Origin of the sequence: Pseudomonas putida (assembly GCF_004357765.1) — a bacterium.
Classification (GTDB): domain Bacteria; phylum Pseudomonadota; class Gammaproteobacteria; order Pseudomonadales; family Pseudomonadaceae; genus Aquipseudomonas; species Aquipseudomonas putida_U.
Window position 1 is genome coordinate 156296 of the sequence record NZ_SMTE01000004.1, and the last position, 19179, is coordinate 175474.

The following is a 19179-nucleotide window of genomic DNA, read 5'->3' on the forward strand; positions in this document are numbered from 1 at the left end:
CAGGGATACCGTTTCATGCGTTGGTTGTTCGCCCTCTTCTGCCTTTGCGTTACCTCGGTGTCCCAGGCGGCTTTCACCGAGACCATCATCCGCAAGCCGCAACCGCCCGTGGCAGCCCCCTCGCAGTCCCAGACGGCCATGCAACCGCTGATCGACAAGGTGCTGGTGATCAAGTCCGAGCGCCGTCTGCAGTTGCTCAGCCGCGGCGAGCCGCTGAAGACCTACCGCATCTCCCTGGGCAAGCAACCCAAGGGGCCCAAGCAGCGCGAGGGCGACAAGAAAACGCCCGAGGGGCTGTACTGGCTGGACTGGCGCAAACAAAGCGACCGCTTCAACCTGGCCATGCACATCACCTACCCGAACATTCGTGACGCCGCCCAGGCGACCCGCGAGGGCGTGAGTGCCGGCAGCATGATCATGATTCACGGCACGCCGATCAACGACGAGTACCCGGAATGGTACTTCCACACGCTGGACTGGACCGACGGCTGCATCGCCATGCGTAATACGGACATGCGCGAGGTCTGGGACCTGGTACGTGATGGAACGCTGATCGAGATTCGTCCCTGAAGGCTTGGAACTGAGCTTGTAGGCAGCTTCCTACTTAAAACTGTCCTCCGCCCTACGATTATCCAAGGCGAGGTACTGCATCCAAACGATGGACTGAATTCTTAGCATCCCTGCAAACGAGTACGCGAACCGTACGCCATTTGCGGGGTAGTTCATGCCGTCCCGATTCTCTCGATATGCCGGCAGGCTACTTGCCTGCTGCCTGACCGCCGCTTCGTCCCTGCCATGGGCATGGGCCGACGACCCCGCCAGTCGCCACCTGCGCGACCAGCAACACAGCCAACAACAGCTCGAGCAGCAGTTGCGCCTGCAACGCTGGCAGCGGGCGCCTGCCCATCCGGACCTCGACCCGCCGCCCGCACCGCCCGCCGAAACCAACCGCTGCTGGGCAATCACCGGGGTCCGCCTGGCCGGCCACCAGCAACTTTCGGCACAGGCCCTCGAAGCGGCCGTGCGCGCCCAACTCCCCCCGTGCATGGGCATCGACGACATCAACCAGTTGCTCAGGGCCATCACCCAGGTCTACGTGCAGGCCGGCTACCCCGCCAGCCGCCCTTACCTGAGTCAACCTCCGCAGGATGGCCAACCGCTCGATATCCTCCTGGTCGAGGGTTTCGTCGAGTCGATCGAACTCGGTACCGAGCTGCCGTTGTGGCTGCAGGGTGCCTTTCCCGACCTGCTCGGGCAACCCTTGTACCTGCCAGCCCTCGAGCAGGGTCTGGACCAACTCAACCGCCTGCGTGCATTCGAGCTGTCAGCCGATCTGCTGCCCGGCACGCGACCCGGTGCCACCCACGTGCAGGTCAAAGGTCAGCAGGTAGCGCGACGCTGGCACCTCGACAGCCGCTTCGATAACCGCGGCAGTGATCTGACCGGCCGCCATCGCCTGAACCTGGGCCTTGGCCTGGACAGCCCCCTGGGCTTGAACGACGACCTACGCGTGTCCCTGTCTTCGACCGTGCTCGATGCCCCAGGACGCAGTCAGGGGCTGTCCGTGTATTACAGCGTTCCCTACGGCTTCTGGACCTTCGCCATCAACGCCACCCAGTCGAGCTATTCAGCGCCGATCCCGCAAAGCGCTCGGATCAGTAGCGGCAGCAGCAGCTACCAGGGGGTGAGTGCCGAACGACTGCTCTGGCGCAACCAGCAAGGCATGCTCAGCGCCAGCGCCCGACTCGACCGCAAACGACTGCTCAACCGCACCGGCAAGACCGAAATCGCCCTGCAAAGCCCCACGCTCACCAGCTTGGAAGCAGGTATCAACTTGCTGTGGCTCGACGACGGTCTTTGGCACGGCTTTCTCGGCGTAGCCCGTGGTGTGGACTGGCTCGGCGCCGACCGCTCTGCCCTGAACCAGGACGCCCCGCGCCCGGATTTTCTCAAGTACCGCGGCACCCTGCTGCACCTGCGCCAGGGCCCGGCGAACCGGCCTTGGCGTTGGCAGAGCGAACTGAACCTACAGTACAGCCGCGACTCATTGCCTGCCGCGGAGCAGTTGGTGGCCAGTGACGACTCCACCGTACGCGGGTTTCGCCTGAGCAGTTATGGCGGTGCCAGTGGTGCGGTCTGGCGCAACACCTTCAGCCACGCCCTGACGCTGCCTCTGACCCAGCCGCTGCAGATACGGCCATACATCGGCCTGGACCTGGGCTGGACGCGCCTGCTCCAGAGCAGCAATAGCCAACACCTGGTCGGCGCCGCCAGTGGCGTGGAGCTGAGCCTGCCCAGCAGCCGCCTGCGCCTGGATTACCAACGCGCGCTGCATGCCAGCGACAAGCCTCGCTCGGGCCTGGAGTCAGGCTTCTGGGTACTGGAGTGGTCTCTGAACATTTGATTTCCCAACAACAAAGAGAACGAGAAATGCACACAATCTCGCAACGCACGCCCTTGCGCCCCGACACCTTACGCTGGACCATTTCCCTCGCCCTGCTGGCATCGGCGCCAGCCCTGGCTGAACCCGCACTGACCCCGGCACGAGGACCTGCCGGGACACCCCTGATCGGCAATGGCCACGGCGTACCGGTCATCGACATCGTCGCACCGAACGCCAACGGCCTCTCGCACAACCAATTCCTCGACTACAACGTCGGCAAGCCTGGCGTGGTGCTCAACAACGCTACCCAGGCCGGCCAGTCCCAACTGGCCGGGGCACTGCAGGCCAACCCGCAGTTCCAGGGCCAGGCGGCGTCGACCATCCTCAACGAGGTGATCAGCCGCAATGCTTCCTTGATCGAAGGCCCGCAGGAGATCTTCGGGCGCCGCGCCGACTACATCCTGGCCAATCCCAATGGCATCACCCTCAACGGCGGTAGCTTCATCAACACCACCCGAGCTGGACTGCTGGTCGGCAGCCCAGAACTGCAGGAGGAACAACTCAAGCACCTCAGTACGCTCGAAGCCCATGGCAGCCTGAAGGTGACCGGCGCCGGCGGGCACAATCCCGAAGGCGCCCTGGACCTGATCGCCCCACGTATCGACAGCACTGGCCTGCTCCAGGCCAAGAGCGACCTCAACCTCACCTTGGGCCGCAACCGCATCGACTACCCCACCGGTGAAGTGCTCCAGCATCTGCCAGGCACACCCTCCAGCATCGACGCCAGTCTGTTCGGCGCAATGCGCGCCGGACGCATCCGGGTGGTCAGCACGGCCGAGGGTGCAGGCGTGCGTGTAGGCCCGGTGAAGGTCTGGGCTGATCAAGGTATCGCCATTCATTCGGCCGGCGCACTTGAAGTCAGCGGCCAGGCCGATGTCCCGAGCGAACTACGTACCGAGCACGGCAATCTGAACCTCAGCGCCGCCGGCGACGTCGACATGCGCGCCGCCAAAGGCCATGCCGATCGAATCGAGATCAAGGCCGGCAAGAAACTCAGCCTCGACGCGCAAACCGCAGAAAGCATCGCCAAGGACCAGAAGCGCTGGAACAAGAAATTCCTGTTTGTCACCCACGAAACCTACGAGCGCAAGCGCACCACCACCGACCGCCACCAGCGCGGCACCGAATTGAAGGCAAGCGAAGGCATACGCTTGGAGTCCGGCGCCGACATGCGCCTGGCCGCTGCCGATATCCGCGCCGGTGGCGAGCTTGCCGTGGATAGCGGGGGCGATCTCGACGTCGTCGCCGGCATCGACAGCCAACGCATCGAAGAACAGATACGCCATCGCAAGCACCTCTGGCGTGGCGACGAAGACACCGAGCAGTATCGTGAAACTGCGCGCGCCAGCACGCTCGAAGGCCAGCATATGACCGTCAACGCCAAGAACCGGATCAAGCTCGAGGGCAGTCAGTTGCACAGTCGCGGCGACCTCGACATCACCGCGAAAAAGATCGAGGTCGGCACCACCGCGTTACAACAACATGGCACCCGCCGCGACTACCGTGGCGACCTGGTGTCAGGAGCCTTCTTCGCCGACCGCAAGGGCAACGATACCCAGGGCCATGCCGTGACCGGAAGCAGCGTCAGCGCCGACGGCAAGTTGCAGGTCAGCGCCGAACAGGTCGATATCAAAGGCAGTCGCGTGCATGGCAAGCAGGACGCACTGCTGTACGGCAGCAAAGGTGCACTGGTGATCGAAGCCGACCACGGCAATCTGACCACTACCGATCACCAGCGCGACAGCAAGCTGTTCGGCCTGTTCGGCAACAGCGAAGAAAGCACCACGCGTAGCCAACAGGTGCTGCGCAGTGACGTCGGCTCCAGCACCAACCTGCGCCTGGCCAGCGCCGAGGAACTGCGCATCCAGGGTGCCAAGGTCGAAGCCGCTGGCCACTTGCAGGTGGAGGCCAAGGGCGATGTCCTGATCGATGCCGCGCAAGCGATCGATGAACGCGAAACCCGCAATCAGCGACGCGGCTTCAGCGCCAGCGTCGGACAGACTCAGGAGGCTCAGGACGGTAAGCCTGGATCCCGTCAGTACACGGCAAGCGTCGGCTATGACGTGACCACCCGCACCGGTTCGCAACGCCAGGTCAGCCAGGTGGGTAGCCAGCTCAAAGGGGCGTCGGTAACGCTGAGCAGCGACACGCACCTGCAAGTCAATGGCGCCAGGGTAGAGGCCTCGGCGGGAGACCTCGACGTGCAAGCCAAGCAGGTGACCCTCGGCGCCAGACGCAACGAAACGGAATCGACCACTGAGCAGACGCGCAGCGGTGGCAGCATGGGCCTGACCGGCGGTATCGACCGGTTTGGCTCGCTGCTCGAGGGCCACCACCATCGCGACAGCACCATCGAACGAGACAGCACCGCGCAGCGCAGCGAGCTGCTGGCCAGCGGCAACCTGCGCATCGAGGCTGACGAGTTGGTCAACGAAGCAGCGCGAGTCAAAGCCGGTAAGACCCTCGAAGTGGTCGCCGAGCACATCGACAACCGTGCCGTCGAAGATATCCACGAACGACAGGAGAGCCAAGACAACTGGGCTGGCAGCCTTGGCGTCAGCGTCGAATACCGAGACCTCACCCGGCCGATCGAACGCCTGGTCCAGGGTGAGGAAGCTGCACGCTTCCAGCAAGCTTCACCCGAGGATGCCATGGTCGCGCCCAGCGCCGGCGCCGATATGACCGTCGACCATCTCAAACGCCTGGAAAACCAGCGGCGCGGCTTCGCCCAGGTCAGCGAGCTGTCCGGGGCAGAAGTAACGGTCAAGGCAACGCGTATCGACGATGAAGGCACCACCTGGCGTGCCGACGCCGGCAAACTGCAGATCGACGCACAGCAGCACCATATGCGCGCCGCTGCCAACACCAAGGCGCATGAAATACAGCGTCTGGCCTTTGGCGGTGACCTGCGCGGCGACACCAGCACCGGCAGCGACATCAATGGCCGCATCGCCGGCAAAGGCGGCTCGCTGAACAAGCAGGAGACCACCAGCACCGCTGTACCCGGTAGCCTGATGGGCCAAGCCGGAATCCAGGTGCAGCTAGGCAGCGACGGGCGTTATGAGGGCACGCGCATCGATGGCGGCGAGGGCGATGTGATCATGCACAGCGCGGGCGACCTCTCCTTGCTGCAGGCCAGCGACCTGACGCGACAGACGTCCAGCGGACTCGACGGAAATGCCTGGGCCAAGGGCGGCAACCGGCCAGGAACCACCGGTTTCGATGCCCGTGGCTACCTCGACCACTCCACGCAGCAGGCCAGTCAGTCCAAGGCCCAAGTGACACAACTCGACGCCAAGGGTAAGGTCCACTTGAGTAGCGGCGGCGACCTGCTGCTCGAAGGGACCCGCATCGGCAAGCGCGAGGCCAAGGTTGCCGACCTGCAGTTGCAGAGCGAGGGCCTGTTGACCGTCAAGGCCGCCAGCGATACCCAGGAAGCCACCGGCAGCACCCTCGGTGGAGGCCTGGAGATCGGTATCAAACAGGGCGCTACCCAGGGCGGCGCGCTCGGCGGACACTTCTCCCATGGCAAGCAGAACGAAAGCGCCCGCCAGGCACTCGATGCCCAGTTCGCCAGCGCCGGTCGACTGGCCCTGGAAAGCCGTGCCCGCGAGGAGGTCGCACTGCGTCTGCAAGGCTTGCAGGCCTCGGCCGGACAAATCGAACTGCTCGCCCGCAACGGCGGCATGCTGGTCGAGGCATCGTCCAATCTGGAGCGGCGCAACAATCTCGACATCACCGCCGGGGCCGGTTTCCTCAAAACCCAAGGCACAACCGACACCCGTGGCCTGCACGGCCGTGTTCAGGTCAATCTCGACCAGCGCGACAACCACACCTGGAACGCCGACACCCTGCGCGCCGAGCGTATCGACATCCAAAGCCTGGGCGACACGCGTGTGCAAGGCGTCAGCCTGGAGGCCGGGCAGATCAACGGCAACATCGGCGGCGATTTGCACGTGGCCAGCCGCAAAGACAGTGTCGACAGCCTGAACCTCAAGGTTGACGCTCGCCTGAGCCAAGAGAGGAACCCCCAAGGCTACACCAACGCAGCCACCGCTCTGGCGGGTCCCCTGCAAGGCAAGGTGAGCGACAAGACTCGCTCGACATTGAGCAAAGCCGAGCCTGGCTTCTCCCCCACCTTCAAGCTCGAACTGTCCAAACAACAGCGTGACACGGTAGCCCGGCAGACGACCCTGCAAGGCCGCGATGGTGTCGATCTGAAGGTGGGCGGCGCCGCTCACCTGGAAGGCGCTCGGATACAGTCGGCCAAGGGCGACGTGGCGCTCAAGGCAGCCACGGTGACCCAGCAAACCCTAAGCGGCACGGACCTGCGCCGTGACGTATCGGTCGACGCCTCCAACTCGCCGGTCGACTTGGGTACCGCCATCGCCGATATCGCCAAGAACAAAGGCGCTGCAGACGGTGAGAACGCGCTGGACCTGGGGCTGTTACGCACCAGTGGGCACAACCGAAACGAGCAGTGGCATTCGTCCATTCAAGGCAAGGCCGATTGAGCAACATCGCCCAGGGTCGCCTTGCGGCCCTGAGCCCTGACCCAGGTACTAGGCAATGTCCGCACACAGGATTTTTTCTTCCGTCATATTTCTGCCAACTGATCATCACATTTGCAGCATAAAGTCGCGGGTCTGCCTACTCAGCCACTACAAGGACAGCCTGATGAGTCGACACAGCGGCGATAACCTGGACCGCAACCGCAGCGGCAATGCACCGATGGCCGGCATCATGGACCTCTACCTGAGCCGGCGCAGCGTCGTGCGCGGTAGCCTTGGCGCGGCCATCGCCATGATCGCCGGCGGCGGCCTCAGCGCCTGCTTCGACAGCACAGGCGCCAAGCCAACAGGCCCAGCTACAGCCCCTCAGGCACCCACACCAACACTGGGCTTCGAGTCCATTCCCGGATCACGGACCGATGCCTGTACCCTCGCCGCAGGCTACAGCGCCTATGTCCTGGCGCCTTGGGGAACGCCACTGAACAGCGCCGGCAATGCCTGGAAAGCCGACGGCAGCAACAGCGCCGCCGACCAGGCGAACGCCATGGGCATGCACCACGATGGCATGCACTTCTTTCCCATCGATGGCAGCGCCGAAGACGGCCTGCTGGCCATCAACTTCGAGTACATCGACCAGCAAGCGTTGCACCCGGCTGGGCCCACCTTCGACGCCCACGGCAAACGCCCGGCCGAAGAAGTGCGCAAGGAAATCAATGCCCACGGCGCCGGCGTGGTTCGCCTGAAAAAACTTGGCGGACGCTGGCAGGTGGTCGACAACGACCCGCTCAACCGTCGCTTCACCACCGCTTCGCAGATGGACATCGCCGGCCCCATGCGCGGCAGCGATCACGTCAAGACCCGTTTTTCGCCAGACGGCACCCGTTGCCGTGGCACCAACAACAACTGTGGCAACGGCTACACGCCGTGGGGCACCTACCTGACCTGCGAAGAAAACTGGCCAGGGATATTCGTCAACAAAGGCACCCTGCCCGCTGACCAGTCACGCCTCGGCGTCGTGACCTCCAGCGGCCTGTACCAGTGGGAAAGCGCCGCTGGCGACAGCGGCGAAATGGACGACGAGTTCGCCCGCTTCGACGTGACCGCCCGCGGAGCAAGTGCCACCGACGACTACCGCAACGAAGCCAGCACCTTTGGCTACATCGTCGAGATCGACCCGTACGACGCCAGCACCCGCGCGACCAAGCGCACCGCTCTCGGACGCTTTCGTCATGAAGGCTGCTGCCCAGGCCTGGCGGTGGCCGGCAAGCCGCTGGTCTGGTACATGGGCGACGACTCCAATAACGAGTATCTGTACAAATTCGTCTCCGATGCAGTGTGGGATATCGCCGATGCCAATCCGAAGGACCGCCTGGCCACCGGCGCCAAGTACCTGGACCACGGCAAGCTCTATGTGGCCCGCTTCGATGCCGATGGCTCGGGTGTCTGGCTGTTGCTGGACGTGACCAGCAAGACCACCGCAGGGGGCACGCTGGGCGCGTTGTATGGCGACTTGCCGGGGATCATCCTCAACACCCGTGGCGCCGCCGACGCGCTCGGTGCGACACCCATGGACCGCCCGGAATGGACTGCGGTCAACCCGCACAACGGCGATGCCTACCTGACCCTGACCAACAATGTCGTGCGCAGTGCCGACAAAGCCGATGCCGCCAACCCACGCGGCCCCAACCTGCACGGCCACATCATCCGCTGGCACGACAGCGCCGATCATCAGCGCTTCACCTGGGACATCTTCGTGTTCGGCGCAAACGCCAGCGGCGATGCCAACATCAACCGCTCGGGCCTGAGCGAGCTGAACCAGTTCGCCAGCCCCGACGGCATGAGTTTCGATAGCCGTGGCGTATTGTGGTTCGAGACCGACAACAGCGAGAAGAGCGTTGCCGATTACACCAACGATCAGTTGCTGGCAGTGGTGCCCAGCCAATTGGTCGACGCCAATGGCCGACAGGTGCCGGTCAATCGACAGAATCAGGTGGATTTACGCCGCTTCTTCGTCGGCCCGAATGGCTGCGAAATGACCGGCATCACCTTCACGCCGGACAACAAGACACTGTTCATCAACGTGCAGCATCCGGCGAACTGGCCCTATACCGATAACGCCACCGACGCGACACCAGCCGGAACCAAGGTGAGGCCACGGGCGGCGACCGTCGTGATCCAGCGCAATGATGGCGGCGAGATCGGCACCGTCTGACCACCCGCGGTCTGCCAAGTCTCCCCGTAGTCATTCGGTTGAACACTTCAAGCCGGACCAACCTCCACACGAGGTAACGCTGCTCAGTTCATTCAGCGAACAGGAAAAATCAGGCTAGGCGTTCTATTTCCCGGAACGACAACTATGCCGATTGAACCCAACGCCAATGACGCTCTGCTGATCAGCACCTATGAACTGGGCCGGCTTGATGACTTGGCTCGGCGGACCGATGAAACGGTCTTCATAGCACTGTTCATGTCGGTGTTTGGCACCGACCTGACGGTCGACACTTACAAGAAAATGCGGGTAGCCATACAGGACCGCACTCTTGCCAACCCGCAGTATGCCGTGGAGCCCGATGGCAGCGGCCTTGCCCGCTACGACAGGACCAGACGTACGATCTTCGTGACGGCTGACGCAATAACGCAAAGCGAATCCGACGACCACTTGAGCGTCAATCTGTTCATCGCCATGGCCAGAGCATTTGGCGAATATCTGGACAATGTGCTCAGGGAAGACCTGAGCGATGGTAACGAGGACGTTCTCACGGAGCGCCCAGCGGATGTAGCGGCCGAGGTCGGCGCCGCTTATGCCGACATGATCCTGTTCGGCGGAATCAGGGTGGCGGATGGCACGGTGTATGCCAACTACGCGGGCGCCGATCTGTGCCTGAAGATTCCCAATCTCGCCCCTCCTCCGAAGCTCGCGAGATTCGTGGCAGGCGAAGCTGATGCAAAACCTGGCTCATTCGGTCACGAGAGCTTGGAAAAGGGCTTGGCATCGGCAGGGTTCACTGATGAGGAACGTCGAAGTATCTATTTCGGCAACTGGCTGCGTGATTATTCTCAGCTGCTGGACCCCAAGATCGTGCGAAGAGCGGATGCGCCGAAGAACTTCCCTTCGAAAATGTCCCGAGCAGCCCTGACCCAGGTGGTCGATGTCCTGGCGCTCAAAGCGTTTCACGATTTGCAAGACACACCAGAGGGCCGCAGCGCCTACACCGTGACTGAAAAAATGCTCGGGGTGTATCGCGCTTCTGAACATATCGATAATCCGATGAACCCGGCGCCCGATGCGAGCGACCCACAGGAAATCGATACGGATTTCGAGCCGTTGGTGACACACGGGCACCCGCTGCTGCGGGTCGAACCGGGGCGTTCGATACCAGGTTATATCGACAACGCCGCCCGCTGCATGCATGACAAACTGGTCGACGCGTGTTACGCGGGCAATACCATCGATGGCAGGCGCTATCTCGGCGAAGCACTGCATATCCTGGAAGATTACTTCGCCCACTCCAACTTCGTCGAACTGTGCCTACGCAAACGAGGCCACAACGTATTGCCCTGGACCACTGAGACGGACTGCAAGTACCGCTTCCCAGTCGTCACCGGGATGTTCGCAAGCCTCGATGTGATCGCCAGCATTGCCGAACCCTTGGGCAAAATCCTGTTCGAGGTAAAGACGCTTGATTTCGAGTTGACCAAACCTGGATATCGCAGTGATGGCGAGAAAGTGCTGCTGATACTCTTCAAGGAGCATGAGAGTGAGACCGCTCTCAATTGGCTGAACACCTACCTGGAACTTCGCGATAACGCCGCGGCACAGCCACTGTTCGGCGTATTCCAAGCTGGGCGTTGGCTAAGTGGTCTCCCGTTGACGCTTTTGCAGAATGCAATCAACTTCACGATGCGCAGCATATTGAAGTGGGTGGGAGACAGCATCGACGAGATCCAAACGCTGTCCGGCCACAACCCCAACGAGACTCCAGGCCTGCATCCGACTCACTCCCAGTTGGCCAAGGATCACACCAACCACCCGTTCCATGAACTAGCCGCGTATCTTGCCATCTACGCGGTGGAACAAGTGGGCCGTTCGATGTATCGATACTGGCAGGGTGAAACCGAGCGAGATCCTGCCAGTGTGGCCTTGAGTTTTATCCTGCACCCCGAAGCCCATGATTGGCACGAAGACATCGTCGCGGCATGGGAGGCCAAAGACCCCAAGGGTTCACGCAGCAGAATTCAAGTCGGCAGCCAATTTGCAGACTTGATCGAACTTCAGGCACAACTCAAGAAAGAAGAGCAGGAAAGGGTCGAGGTGTTGGGAGAAAGCTTCCGAAACGCTCCAAATACGCTTTCGGACATGCTCGCCAACGGCTTCCATTTTGGCTGAATGCTAAAGCGCTTCGAGCCGCCAGACCTCATAAGCTGGCGTCTCGTACGGGTGGCTCTGCTTGAGCGCAGCGACGACCTGGGCAATCAGGTCGTCAGCCACCACCAGCTCCACCTTCCACTCCTCGACCACCTCGACCTGGCCAGCCTGCCCTATGAACGGCTGACTGCCGTCCAACGGGCGAAACTGGCCTTGGCCCAAAGTCTGCCAGGCGCAGCGGTCGTAGTCGCCAATGCGTCCACCACCTGCGGCGAACACGGCGTCCTTGACCACCTCGACATGGCTGGCCGGGACGAAGAAGGCGAGTTTGTACACGCCTTAGTTCACCCACACCCGCGCATTGCGGAACATACGCATCAGCGCGGCGTCTTCCTGCCACTCGTCCGGGCGCCAGGAGTTCTGCACAGCGCGGAACATACGCTCGGGGTGCGGCATCATGATGGTGACGCGGCCGTCGCGGTTGGTCAGGCCGGTGATACCGCGCGGCGAACCGTTCGGGTTGGCCGGGTAGGCTTCGGTGACCTTGCCGTGGTTGTCGACGTAGCGCAGGGCCACGCAACCGGAGACATCGGCCGCCAGCAGCGCTTCCTCGCTGGCGAACTCGGCATGGCCTTCGCCGTGGGCAATGGCGATCGGCATACGCGAACCGGCCATGCCCTGCAGGAAGATCGAGTTCGACTTCTGCACCTCGACCATGGCCACACGCGCTTCGAACTGCTCCGAACGGTTGCGCACGAAGTGCGGCCAGTGCTCGGTGCCCGGGATCAGCTCGTGCAGGTTGGACATCATCTGGCAACCGTTGCACACGCCCAGGGCGAAGCTGTCGCTGCGCTCGAAGAAACCTTGGAAGGCATCGCGGGCACGGCTGTTGAACAGCGCCGACTTGGCCCAGCCCTCACCGGCGCCCAGCACGTCACCGTAGGAGAAGCCGCCGCAGGCGACCAAGCCCTTGAAGTCGGCGAAGTCGACGCGGCCAGCGAGGATATCGCTCATGTGCACGTCGATGGCGGCGAAGCCGGCACGGTCGAAGGCGGCTGCCATCTCGACCTGGCCGTTGACGCCCTGCTCACGCAGGATCGCCACTTGCGGACGCACGCCCTTCTTGATGTACGGCGCGGCGATGTCGTCGTTGACGTCATAGCCCAGCTTCACCGACAGACCTGGGTTGTCTTCTTCGAGCAGCGCGTCGAATTCCTGGTCGGCGCAGTCGGCGTTGTCGCGCAGGCGCTGGACCTGATAGCTGGTCTCGGCCCACTGGCGCTGCAGCATGCGACGGTCGTCATCGAACAGCACTTCGCCATTGAGGCTGATGGACACTTCACCGTTGTTGACCGGCTTGCCGATCACCGCCACGCATTGCTCGCCCAGGCCTGCGGCGCTGAACTGCGCCAGCACGTCCGGGGTGGCGTCCTGGCGGACCTGGATCACCGCACCGAGCTCTTCGTTGAAGAGGATGGCCGGCACGTCCTTGCTGTTATCGGTCAGCGGGTCGAGTTGCAGGTCCAGGCCGCAGTGACCGGCGAAGGCCATTTCCAGCACCGTGGTCAGCAAACCGCCGTCGGAACGGTCATGGTAGGCCAGCAGGTGGCCGTCGGCGTTCAGGCCCTGGATCACGGCGAAGAACGCCTTGAGGTCTTCGGCATCGTCGACGTCAGGTGCCTGGGCCGCGATCTTGCCGTAGGTCTGCGCGAGGATCGAAGCACCCATGCGGTTCTTGCCACGGCCCAGGTCGATCAGGATCAGATCGGTCTCGCCCTTGTCCATGCGCAGTTGCGGCGTCAGGGTCTTGCGAATGTCGGTGACCGGGGCGAAGCCGGTGATGATCAGCGACATCGGCGAGGTCACGCTCTTCTCCTCGCCGCCTTCGCTCCACTTGGTCTTCATCGACATCGAGTCTTTGCCGACAGGGATGGTGATACCCAGCTCCGGGCACAGCTCCATGCCGACTGCCTTGACGGTGTCGTACAGACGGGCGTCTTCACCAGGGTGGCCGGCGGCGGACATCCAGTTGGCCGACAGCTTGATGTCGGACAGCTTCTCGATTTGCGCAGCAGCCAGGTTGGTCAGGGTCTCGCCGATCGCCATGCGGCCGGAGGCCGGGGCATCGAGCAGAGCCAGCGGAGTGCGCTCGCCCATGGCCATGGCTTCACCGGTGTAGACGTCGAAGCTGGTGGCGGTGACGGCACAGTCGGCAACCGGCACCTGCCAAGGGCCGACCATCTGGTCACGGGACACCAGGCCGGTGATGGTCCGGTCGCCGATGGTGATCAGGAAGCTCTTGCTGGCCACGGCCGGGTGGTTGAGGACGCGCTGTACGGCGCTGTCCAGGTCCAGCTCGCTCGGGTCGAAGTCATCGCCCAGTTCCGTTTCGCGGGTCACCGAACGGTGCATGCGCGGCGGCTTGCCCAGCAGCACGTCGAGCGGCATGTCCACCGGCGTGTTGTTGAAGTGGCTGTCGGTCACGGTCAGGTGCTGCTCTTCGGTCGCTTCACCCACCACGGCAAACGGGCAACGCTCGCGTTCGCAGATGGCCTGGAAGCGCTCGAAATCCTTGGCGCTGACCGCCAGCACGTAACGCTCCTGCGATTCGTTGCTCCAGATTTCGTGCGGGGCCATGCCCGGCTCGTCGTTGGGCACGTTACGCAGTTCGAAGCGCCCACCGCGACCACCGTCGTTGACCAGCTCGGGGAAGGCGTTGGAAATGCCACCGGCGCCGACGTCGTGGATGAAGGCGATCGGGTTGGCGTCACCCAGTTGCCAGCAGCGGTCGATGACCTCCTGGCAGCGGCGTTCCATTTCCGGGTTCTCGCGCTGCACCGAGGCGAAGTCCAGATCAGCCGAGCTGGCACCGGTGGCGACCGACGAAGCCGCGCCGCCGCCCAGACCGATCAGCATGGCCGGGCCTCCGAGCACGATCAGCTTGGCGCCGACGGTGATCTCACCCTTCTGCACGTGGTCTTCGCGGATGTTGCCCATACCGCCGGCAAGCATGATCGGCTTGTGGTAACCACGGACTTCTTCGCCATGCGGGGTATTGATGGCCTGCTCGAAGGTACGGAAGTAACCGGTCAGCGCCGGACGGCCGAATTCGTTGTTGAAGGCGGCGCCACCCAGCGGGCCTTCGATCATGATGTCGAGGGCGTCGACGATACGTTCCGGCTTGCCGTAGGCCTGTTCCCACGGCTGTTCGAAGCCCGGGATACGCAGGTTGGAGACGGTGAAACCGGTCAGGCCGGCCTTGGGCTTGGCGCCACGACCGGTGGCGCCTTCGTCGCGGATCTCGCCGCCGGAACCGGTGGAAGCACCGGAGAACGGAGCGATGGCGGTCGGGTGGTTGTGCGTCTCGACCTTCATCAGAATATGCACCGGCTCCTGCATCGCGCCGTACTGGCGGGTCTCAGGGTTCGGGAAGAAGCGGCCGGCGACGCTGCCGACGATCACCGAGGCGTTGTCCTTGTAGGCCGACAGCACGCCTTCGTTGTGCATCTGGTAGGTGTTCTTGATCATGCCGAACAGGCTCTTCTCCTGAGCCTGGCCGTCGATGTCCCAACTGGCGTTGAAGATCTTGTGACGGCAGTGCTCGGAGTTGGCCTGGGCGAACATCATCAGTTCGATGTCGTTCGGGTTGCGTGCCAGGTTCTGGAAGGCGTTGACCAGATAGTCGATCTCGTCTTCGGCCAAGGCCAGGCCCAGGTCGATGTTGGCCTTGGCCAGGGCGGCACGGCCACCACCGAGGATATCGACCGAGGTCATCGGCTTGGGCTGGGCATGGCTGAACAGATCGGCGGCCTGCTCCAGCTTGGCCAGCACGCGCTGGGTCATGCGATCGTGCAGCTCGGCAGCGATGACCTCGGCGTCGGCGTCGCTCAACGAACCGGCGACGTAGTAGGCGATACCACGCTCCAGGCGCTGGATCGACTGCAGGCCGCAGTTGTGGGCGATGTCGCTGGCCTTGCTGGCCCAGGGCGAGATGGTGCCCAGGCGCGGCACGACCAGGAACAGGCGGCCGCTCGGCTCCTGCACCGGCACGCTCGGGCCGTATTTGAGCAGACGCCCCAGCACCTGCTGCTGGTCGGCGGTCAGCTCGCCGTCAACGTCGGCGAAGTGGGCAAATTCGGCATACAAACCAGTAACAGCGGGGACTTTCTGGCTCAGTTGCTCGAGTAATTTACCGTGGCGAAAGGCAGAAAGGGCAGGAGCGCCGCGCAGGATCAACATCGTCGGGACAGCCTCAGGAAGGGGTGTGCTTAGAGGCCGTGCATTCTAGCCTAAATCGATGGCTTTCGGCACCCGCTCTAAGCCAAGCCTGCCGGGCGGCGGAACCGGACTTCAGGGTCAGAAAATTCCGGTCTTCACGCGCTGCCTATAGATGCAACGGTTGCCGGGCCGATACCAGACAACCCGCCCATTGTCGAGATATGGCGCCGCCGGTCCTTTGCGTATACTGCAAGCTATGTTCGCCCGTACTGCTTTGCGCCAGCGTTGCGCCAGATGGCTCCTCGCAACCGGTCTCTTTCTGATGCTCGGTGCCTGTGTTGAAAAACCCAGCACCCTTGAGCGCGTGAAGGAGGACGGCGTGCTGCGCGTGATCACCCGCAACAGCCCGGCCACCTATTTCCAGGACCGTAACGGCGAAACCGGCTTCGAGTACGAATTGGTCAAGCGTTTCGCCGACGATCTCGGCGTCAAGCTGGAGATCGAAACCGCTGATAACCTCGACGACCTGTTCGACCAGCTGGGCAAACCGTCCGGTCCGGTGCTGGCGGCAGCCGGTCTGGTCAGCAACGAGCGGCGTCAGGCCCAGGCCAAGTTCTCCCATCCGTACCTGGAAGTGACGCCACAGGTCATCTACCGCAATGGCCGCTCCCGCCCCACCGAGCCCAAGGACCTGATCGGCAAGAAGATCATGGTCCTCAAAGGCAGCAGCCACGCCGACCAACTGGCCGAGCTGAAAAAGCAGTATCCAAGCCTGCAATACGAAGAATCCGACGCCGTCGAAGTGGTCGATCTGCTGCGCATGGTCGACGAGGGCCAGATCGACCTGACCTTGGTCGACTCCAACGAACTGGCGATGAACCAGGTGTACTTCCCCAACGTGCGCGTGGCCTTCGACCTTGGCGACAGCCGCCAGCAGCGCTGGGCCCTGGCCGCAGGCGAGGACAACAGCCTGCTCAACGAGGTCAACGAGTTCCTCGACAAGGCGCAGAAGAACGGCACCTTGCAGCGCCTCAAAGAGCGGTATTACGGCCATGTCGACGTGCTCGGCTATGTTGGCGCCTACACCTTCGCCCAACACCTGCAGCAACGCTTGCCCAAATACGAAAAGCACTTCAAGAACTACGCGAAGGTCGAGCAGGTCGACTGGCGACTGCTGGCGGCCATCGGCTACCAGGAGTCGATGTGGCAGCCGGAGGTCACCTCCAAGACCGGCGTGCGCGGCCTGATGATGCTGACCCAGCGCACCGCGCAGGCCATGGGCGTGTCCAACCGCCTGGACCCCAGGCAGAGCATCCAGGGCGGGGCCAAGTACTTCATGAAGGTCAAGGCTGAGCTCGACGACAGCATCAAGGAGCCGGACCGCACCTGGTTCGCCCTGGCCGCCTACAATGTCGGCGGTGGTCACCTGGAGGATGCCCGAACCCTGGCCAAGCGGGAAAAGCTCGATCCGAACAAGTGGCTGGACGTGAAGAAGATGCTGCCGCGCCTGGCGCAGAAACAGTGGTACCGACAGACCCGCTACGGCTATGCCCGGGGCGGCGAGCCGGTGCACTTCGTGGCCAACATCCGCCGCTACTACGACATCCTCACCTGGGTGACCCAGCCGCAGCTCGAGGGCCAGGTCGCCGAAGGCAACCTGCACGTGCCTGGCGTGAACAAGGACAAGCCGGCAGAGCCGTCCCCGCCGATGTGATTCAGTCCTTCGCCCGCCGGGCCTTGAAGAACTCGCTCAGGATCTGACCGCACTCCTGCGCCAGCACCCCACCTTCCACCATCACCCGATGGTTGAGGAAGCTTTGCCCGAAGAACTGCCCCTGACTCTGCACGATGCCCGCCTTGGGCTCCAGGGCTCCGTACACCACCCGCGCCACCCGCGCGTGCACGATGAGTCCTGCGCACATGCTGCAGGGTTCCAAGGTCACGTACAGGGTGCTGCCCGGCAGCCGATAGTTGCTGGCAGCCTTGGCTGCGGCGCGAATGGCCACCATCTCGGCGTGGGCGCTGGGGTCGCTGTCGACGATCGGCCGGTTGAAGCCCTGACCGATCACCTGACCATGCTGCACCAGTACCGCGCCCACCGGCACCTCGCCCATGGCCGCGCCCTCGGCGGCCAGCGCCAAGGCCAAGCGCATGAATTCCTGATCGCGGCTGCGATCGATGATCTGCGGACGCATCAGACCACCGCGATCGCGGCCATCAGACCGGTTTCCATATGGTCGATGACGTGGCAGTGGAACATCCAGGTGCCGGGGTTATCCGCCACCAACGCCACCTGAGCCCGCTCGTTCTTGCCCAGCAGGTAAGTGTCGGTGAACCACGGCTCCTTGATGTCGTGGCGGTTGGAGGCGATCACCTTGAAGCTCATGCCATGCAGGTGGATCGGATGCTGGTACTGGGTCATGTTCTTCAACTCGAAGATGTAGCTCTTGCCCTTCTGCAACGTGGCGATGGGGCGATCGGCGCAGGTCTTGTCGGTGATGTCCCAAGCCTGCCCATTGATCTGCCACAGGCTCGGCGGCTTGCCGTTGTCGGTATTGACCGAGACCTTGCCGACCCATTCGAAATTGAAGTTGAGCTTCTCGGCGTTGGCCAGGTCGGGCTCGGCGATGGGGTTGGCTGGCAGGGCTTTTGGCCAATCACCCGGGGCCTGGCTGCTGGCCACCGAACGCAGGGTGCCCAGGCGTACGAAACCGTCGCGCAAGGAGACCTCCTCACCGGCCTGGGGAATGCGGATCGCCAGGCAGATGCGCATGCCCGGGCCAAGCCAGTACTCGTCGTCGAGCTTGCGCGGCGTCACCGGGTTGCCGTCCAGGGCATAGATCATCGCCTCGCAGTTGCCCTTGAGATTGATGCGGTAAGTCCAGGTGTTGTCCAAGTTGAGCAGGCGCACCCGCACGACCTGACCGGCCGGTAATTCGGTGACCGAATCGGCCTGGCCGTTGATGGTGATCAGGCGGCCAGCGGTGCCGTTGCGGGCGGCTTCACGGGGAATGCTGAACGGCAGCCACGCACCCTGCTCGTCGACGTGCCAGTTCTTCAGGCTGAGCGTGCGTTCGTGCCTGAACCCGGTGGGCTCACGCTCCTCGACGATCAGCGGGCCGACCAGGCCACGGCCAAGCTCCTCGGAACTGCTGACGTGGGGGTGATACCAATAGCTGCCAGCATCCGGCACCCGGAACTTGTAGTCGAAATACTCGCCAGGCTTGACCGGCAACTGCGAGACATAGGGCACCCCGTCCATCTCCAGCGGCAGGCGAATGCCGTGCCAGTGGATGGTGGTTTCCACCGGCAGCTGGTTGATGAAGCGCACCCGCAGCCAGGTACCCTGGCGCACGCGCAGTTCGGTGCCCGGTGCCGATGGACCGAAGGCCCAGGCCTCGGTTTTGAAGCCCGGCACCAGTTCCACCTCGAGGGGCGCAGCGATCAACTGGTAGTCATGCCCGGCATTCTCATCCTCGACCTTGCCCAGCCAGTAGCGCGCCGCGCCGCCGGCGCCCAGGCCTACCACAGCCAGGCCACTGAGGCCCTTGAGGATTTGTCGTCGGGAGAAGGACATCGGTGCGGGTACCTCGTTTGTACGGTCAACCTGCCAGCAGCGCTGGCGATGAAGGGCGAACACG

Annotated in this window: 10 protein-coding genes; 6 read left to right on the plus strand and 4 right to left on the minus strand. The window is 63.2% G+C overall.

Features of this window, described 5'->3' with window-relative positions:
* The first annotated feature begins 15 nt into the window (after positions 1-15).
* The 5 genes from E2H86_RS07280 to E2H86_RS07300 all read left to right on the plus strand — a co-directional run bounded on the left by E2H86_RS07280 (position 16) and on the right by E2H86_RS07300 (position 11341).
* Positions 16-570, plus strand: a complete 555-nt coding sequence (locus tag E2H86_RS07280; RefSeq protein WP_133326190.1) for a L,D-transpeptidase family protein — start codon at positions 16-18, stop codon at positions 568-570.
* Between the two features lie 154 nt (positions 571-724).
* The gene (locus E2H86_RS07285) at positions 725-2404 is read left to right on the plus strand and encodes a ShlB/FhaC/HecB family hemolysin secretion/activation protein (RefSeq protein ID WP_133326192.1); all 1680 of its coding nucleotides are present in this window, start codon (positions 725-727) and stop codon (positions 2402-2404) included.
* Positions 2405-2430: 26 nt separating this feature from the next.
* Entirely contained in the window at positions 2431-6957 is a 4527-nt protein-coding gene (locus tag E2H86_RS07290) for a hemagglutinin repeat-containing protein (protein WP_133326194.1), read from the plus strand.
* Positions 6958-7120: 163 nt separating this feature from the next.
* Positions 7121-9166: a PhoX family protein gene (locus E2H86_RS07295; protein ID WP_133326195.1), complete on the plus strand. Its 2046-nt coding sequence runs from the start codon at positions 7121-7123 to the stop codon at positions 9164-9166.
* A gap of 144 nt (positions 9167-9310) precedes the next feature.
* Positions 9311-11341, plus strand: coding sequence for an HET-C-related protein (locus E2H86_RS07300; RefSeq protein WP_133326196.1), 2031 nt, complete (start codon positions 9311-9313; stop codon positions 11339-11341).
* 3 nt (positions 11342-11344) lie between these two features.
* Here the strand turns inward: E2H86_RS07300 and E2H86_RS07305 are convergent, their stop codons facing one another.
* Both E2H86_RS07305 and purL read right to left on the minus strand, forming a co-directional pair.
* On the minus strand, positions 11345-11656 hold the full coding sequence (locus E2H86_RS07305; protein WP_133326197.1) for an NGG1p interacting factor NIF3: 312 nt from the start codon (positions 11654-11656) through the stop codon (positions 11345-11347).
* Positions 11657-11659: 3 nt separating this feature from the next.
* On the minus strand, positions 11660-15559 hold the full coding sequence (gene purL, locus E2H86_RS07310) for a phosphoribosylformylglycinamidine synthase (protein WP_133326198.1): 3900 nt from the start codon (positions 15557-15559) through the stop codon (positions 11660-11662).
* A 235-nt stretch (positions 15560-15794) separates the two neighbouring features.
* Here purL and mltF point away from each other — a divergent pair, with 235 nt between their 5' ends.
* Positions 15795-17252 (plus strand): membrane-bound lytic murein transglycosylase MltF, encoded by a 1458-nt coding sequence (gene mltF / locus E2H86_RS07315; protein WP_133326585.1) that lies wholly within the window; start codon positions 15795-15797, stop codon positions 17250-17252.
* 1 nt (position 17253) lies between these two features.
* Here mltF and tadA read toward each other — a convergent pair whose 3' ends face one another.
* Both tadA and E2H86_RS07325 read right to left on the minus strand, forming a co-directional pair.
* Complete coding sequence (gene tadA / locus E2H86_RS07320; RefSeq protein WP_133326199.1) at positions 17254-17733, minus strand: tRNA adenosine(34) deaminase TadA; 480 nt, start codon at positions 17731-17733, stop codon at positions 17254-17256.
* Complete coding sequence (locus E2H86_RS07325) at positions 17733-19115, minus strand: multicopper oxidase family protein (protein ID WP_133326200.1); 1383 nt, start codon at positions 19113-19115, stop codon at positions 17733-17735. The genes tadA and E2H86_RS07325 overlap by 1 nt, the downstream gene beginning before the upstream one ends.
* Between the last annotated feature and the right edge of the window lie 64 nt (positions 19116-19179).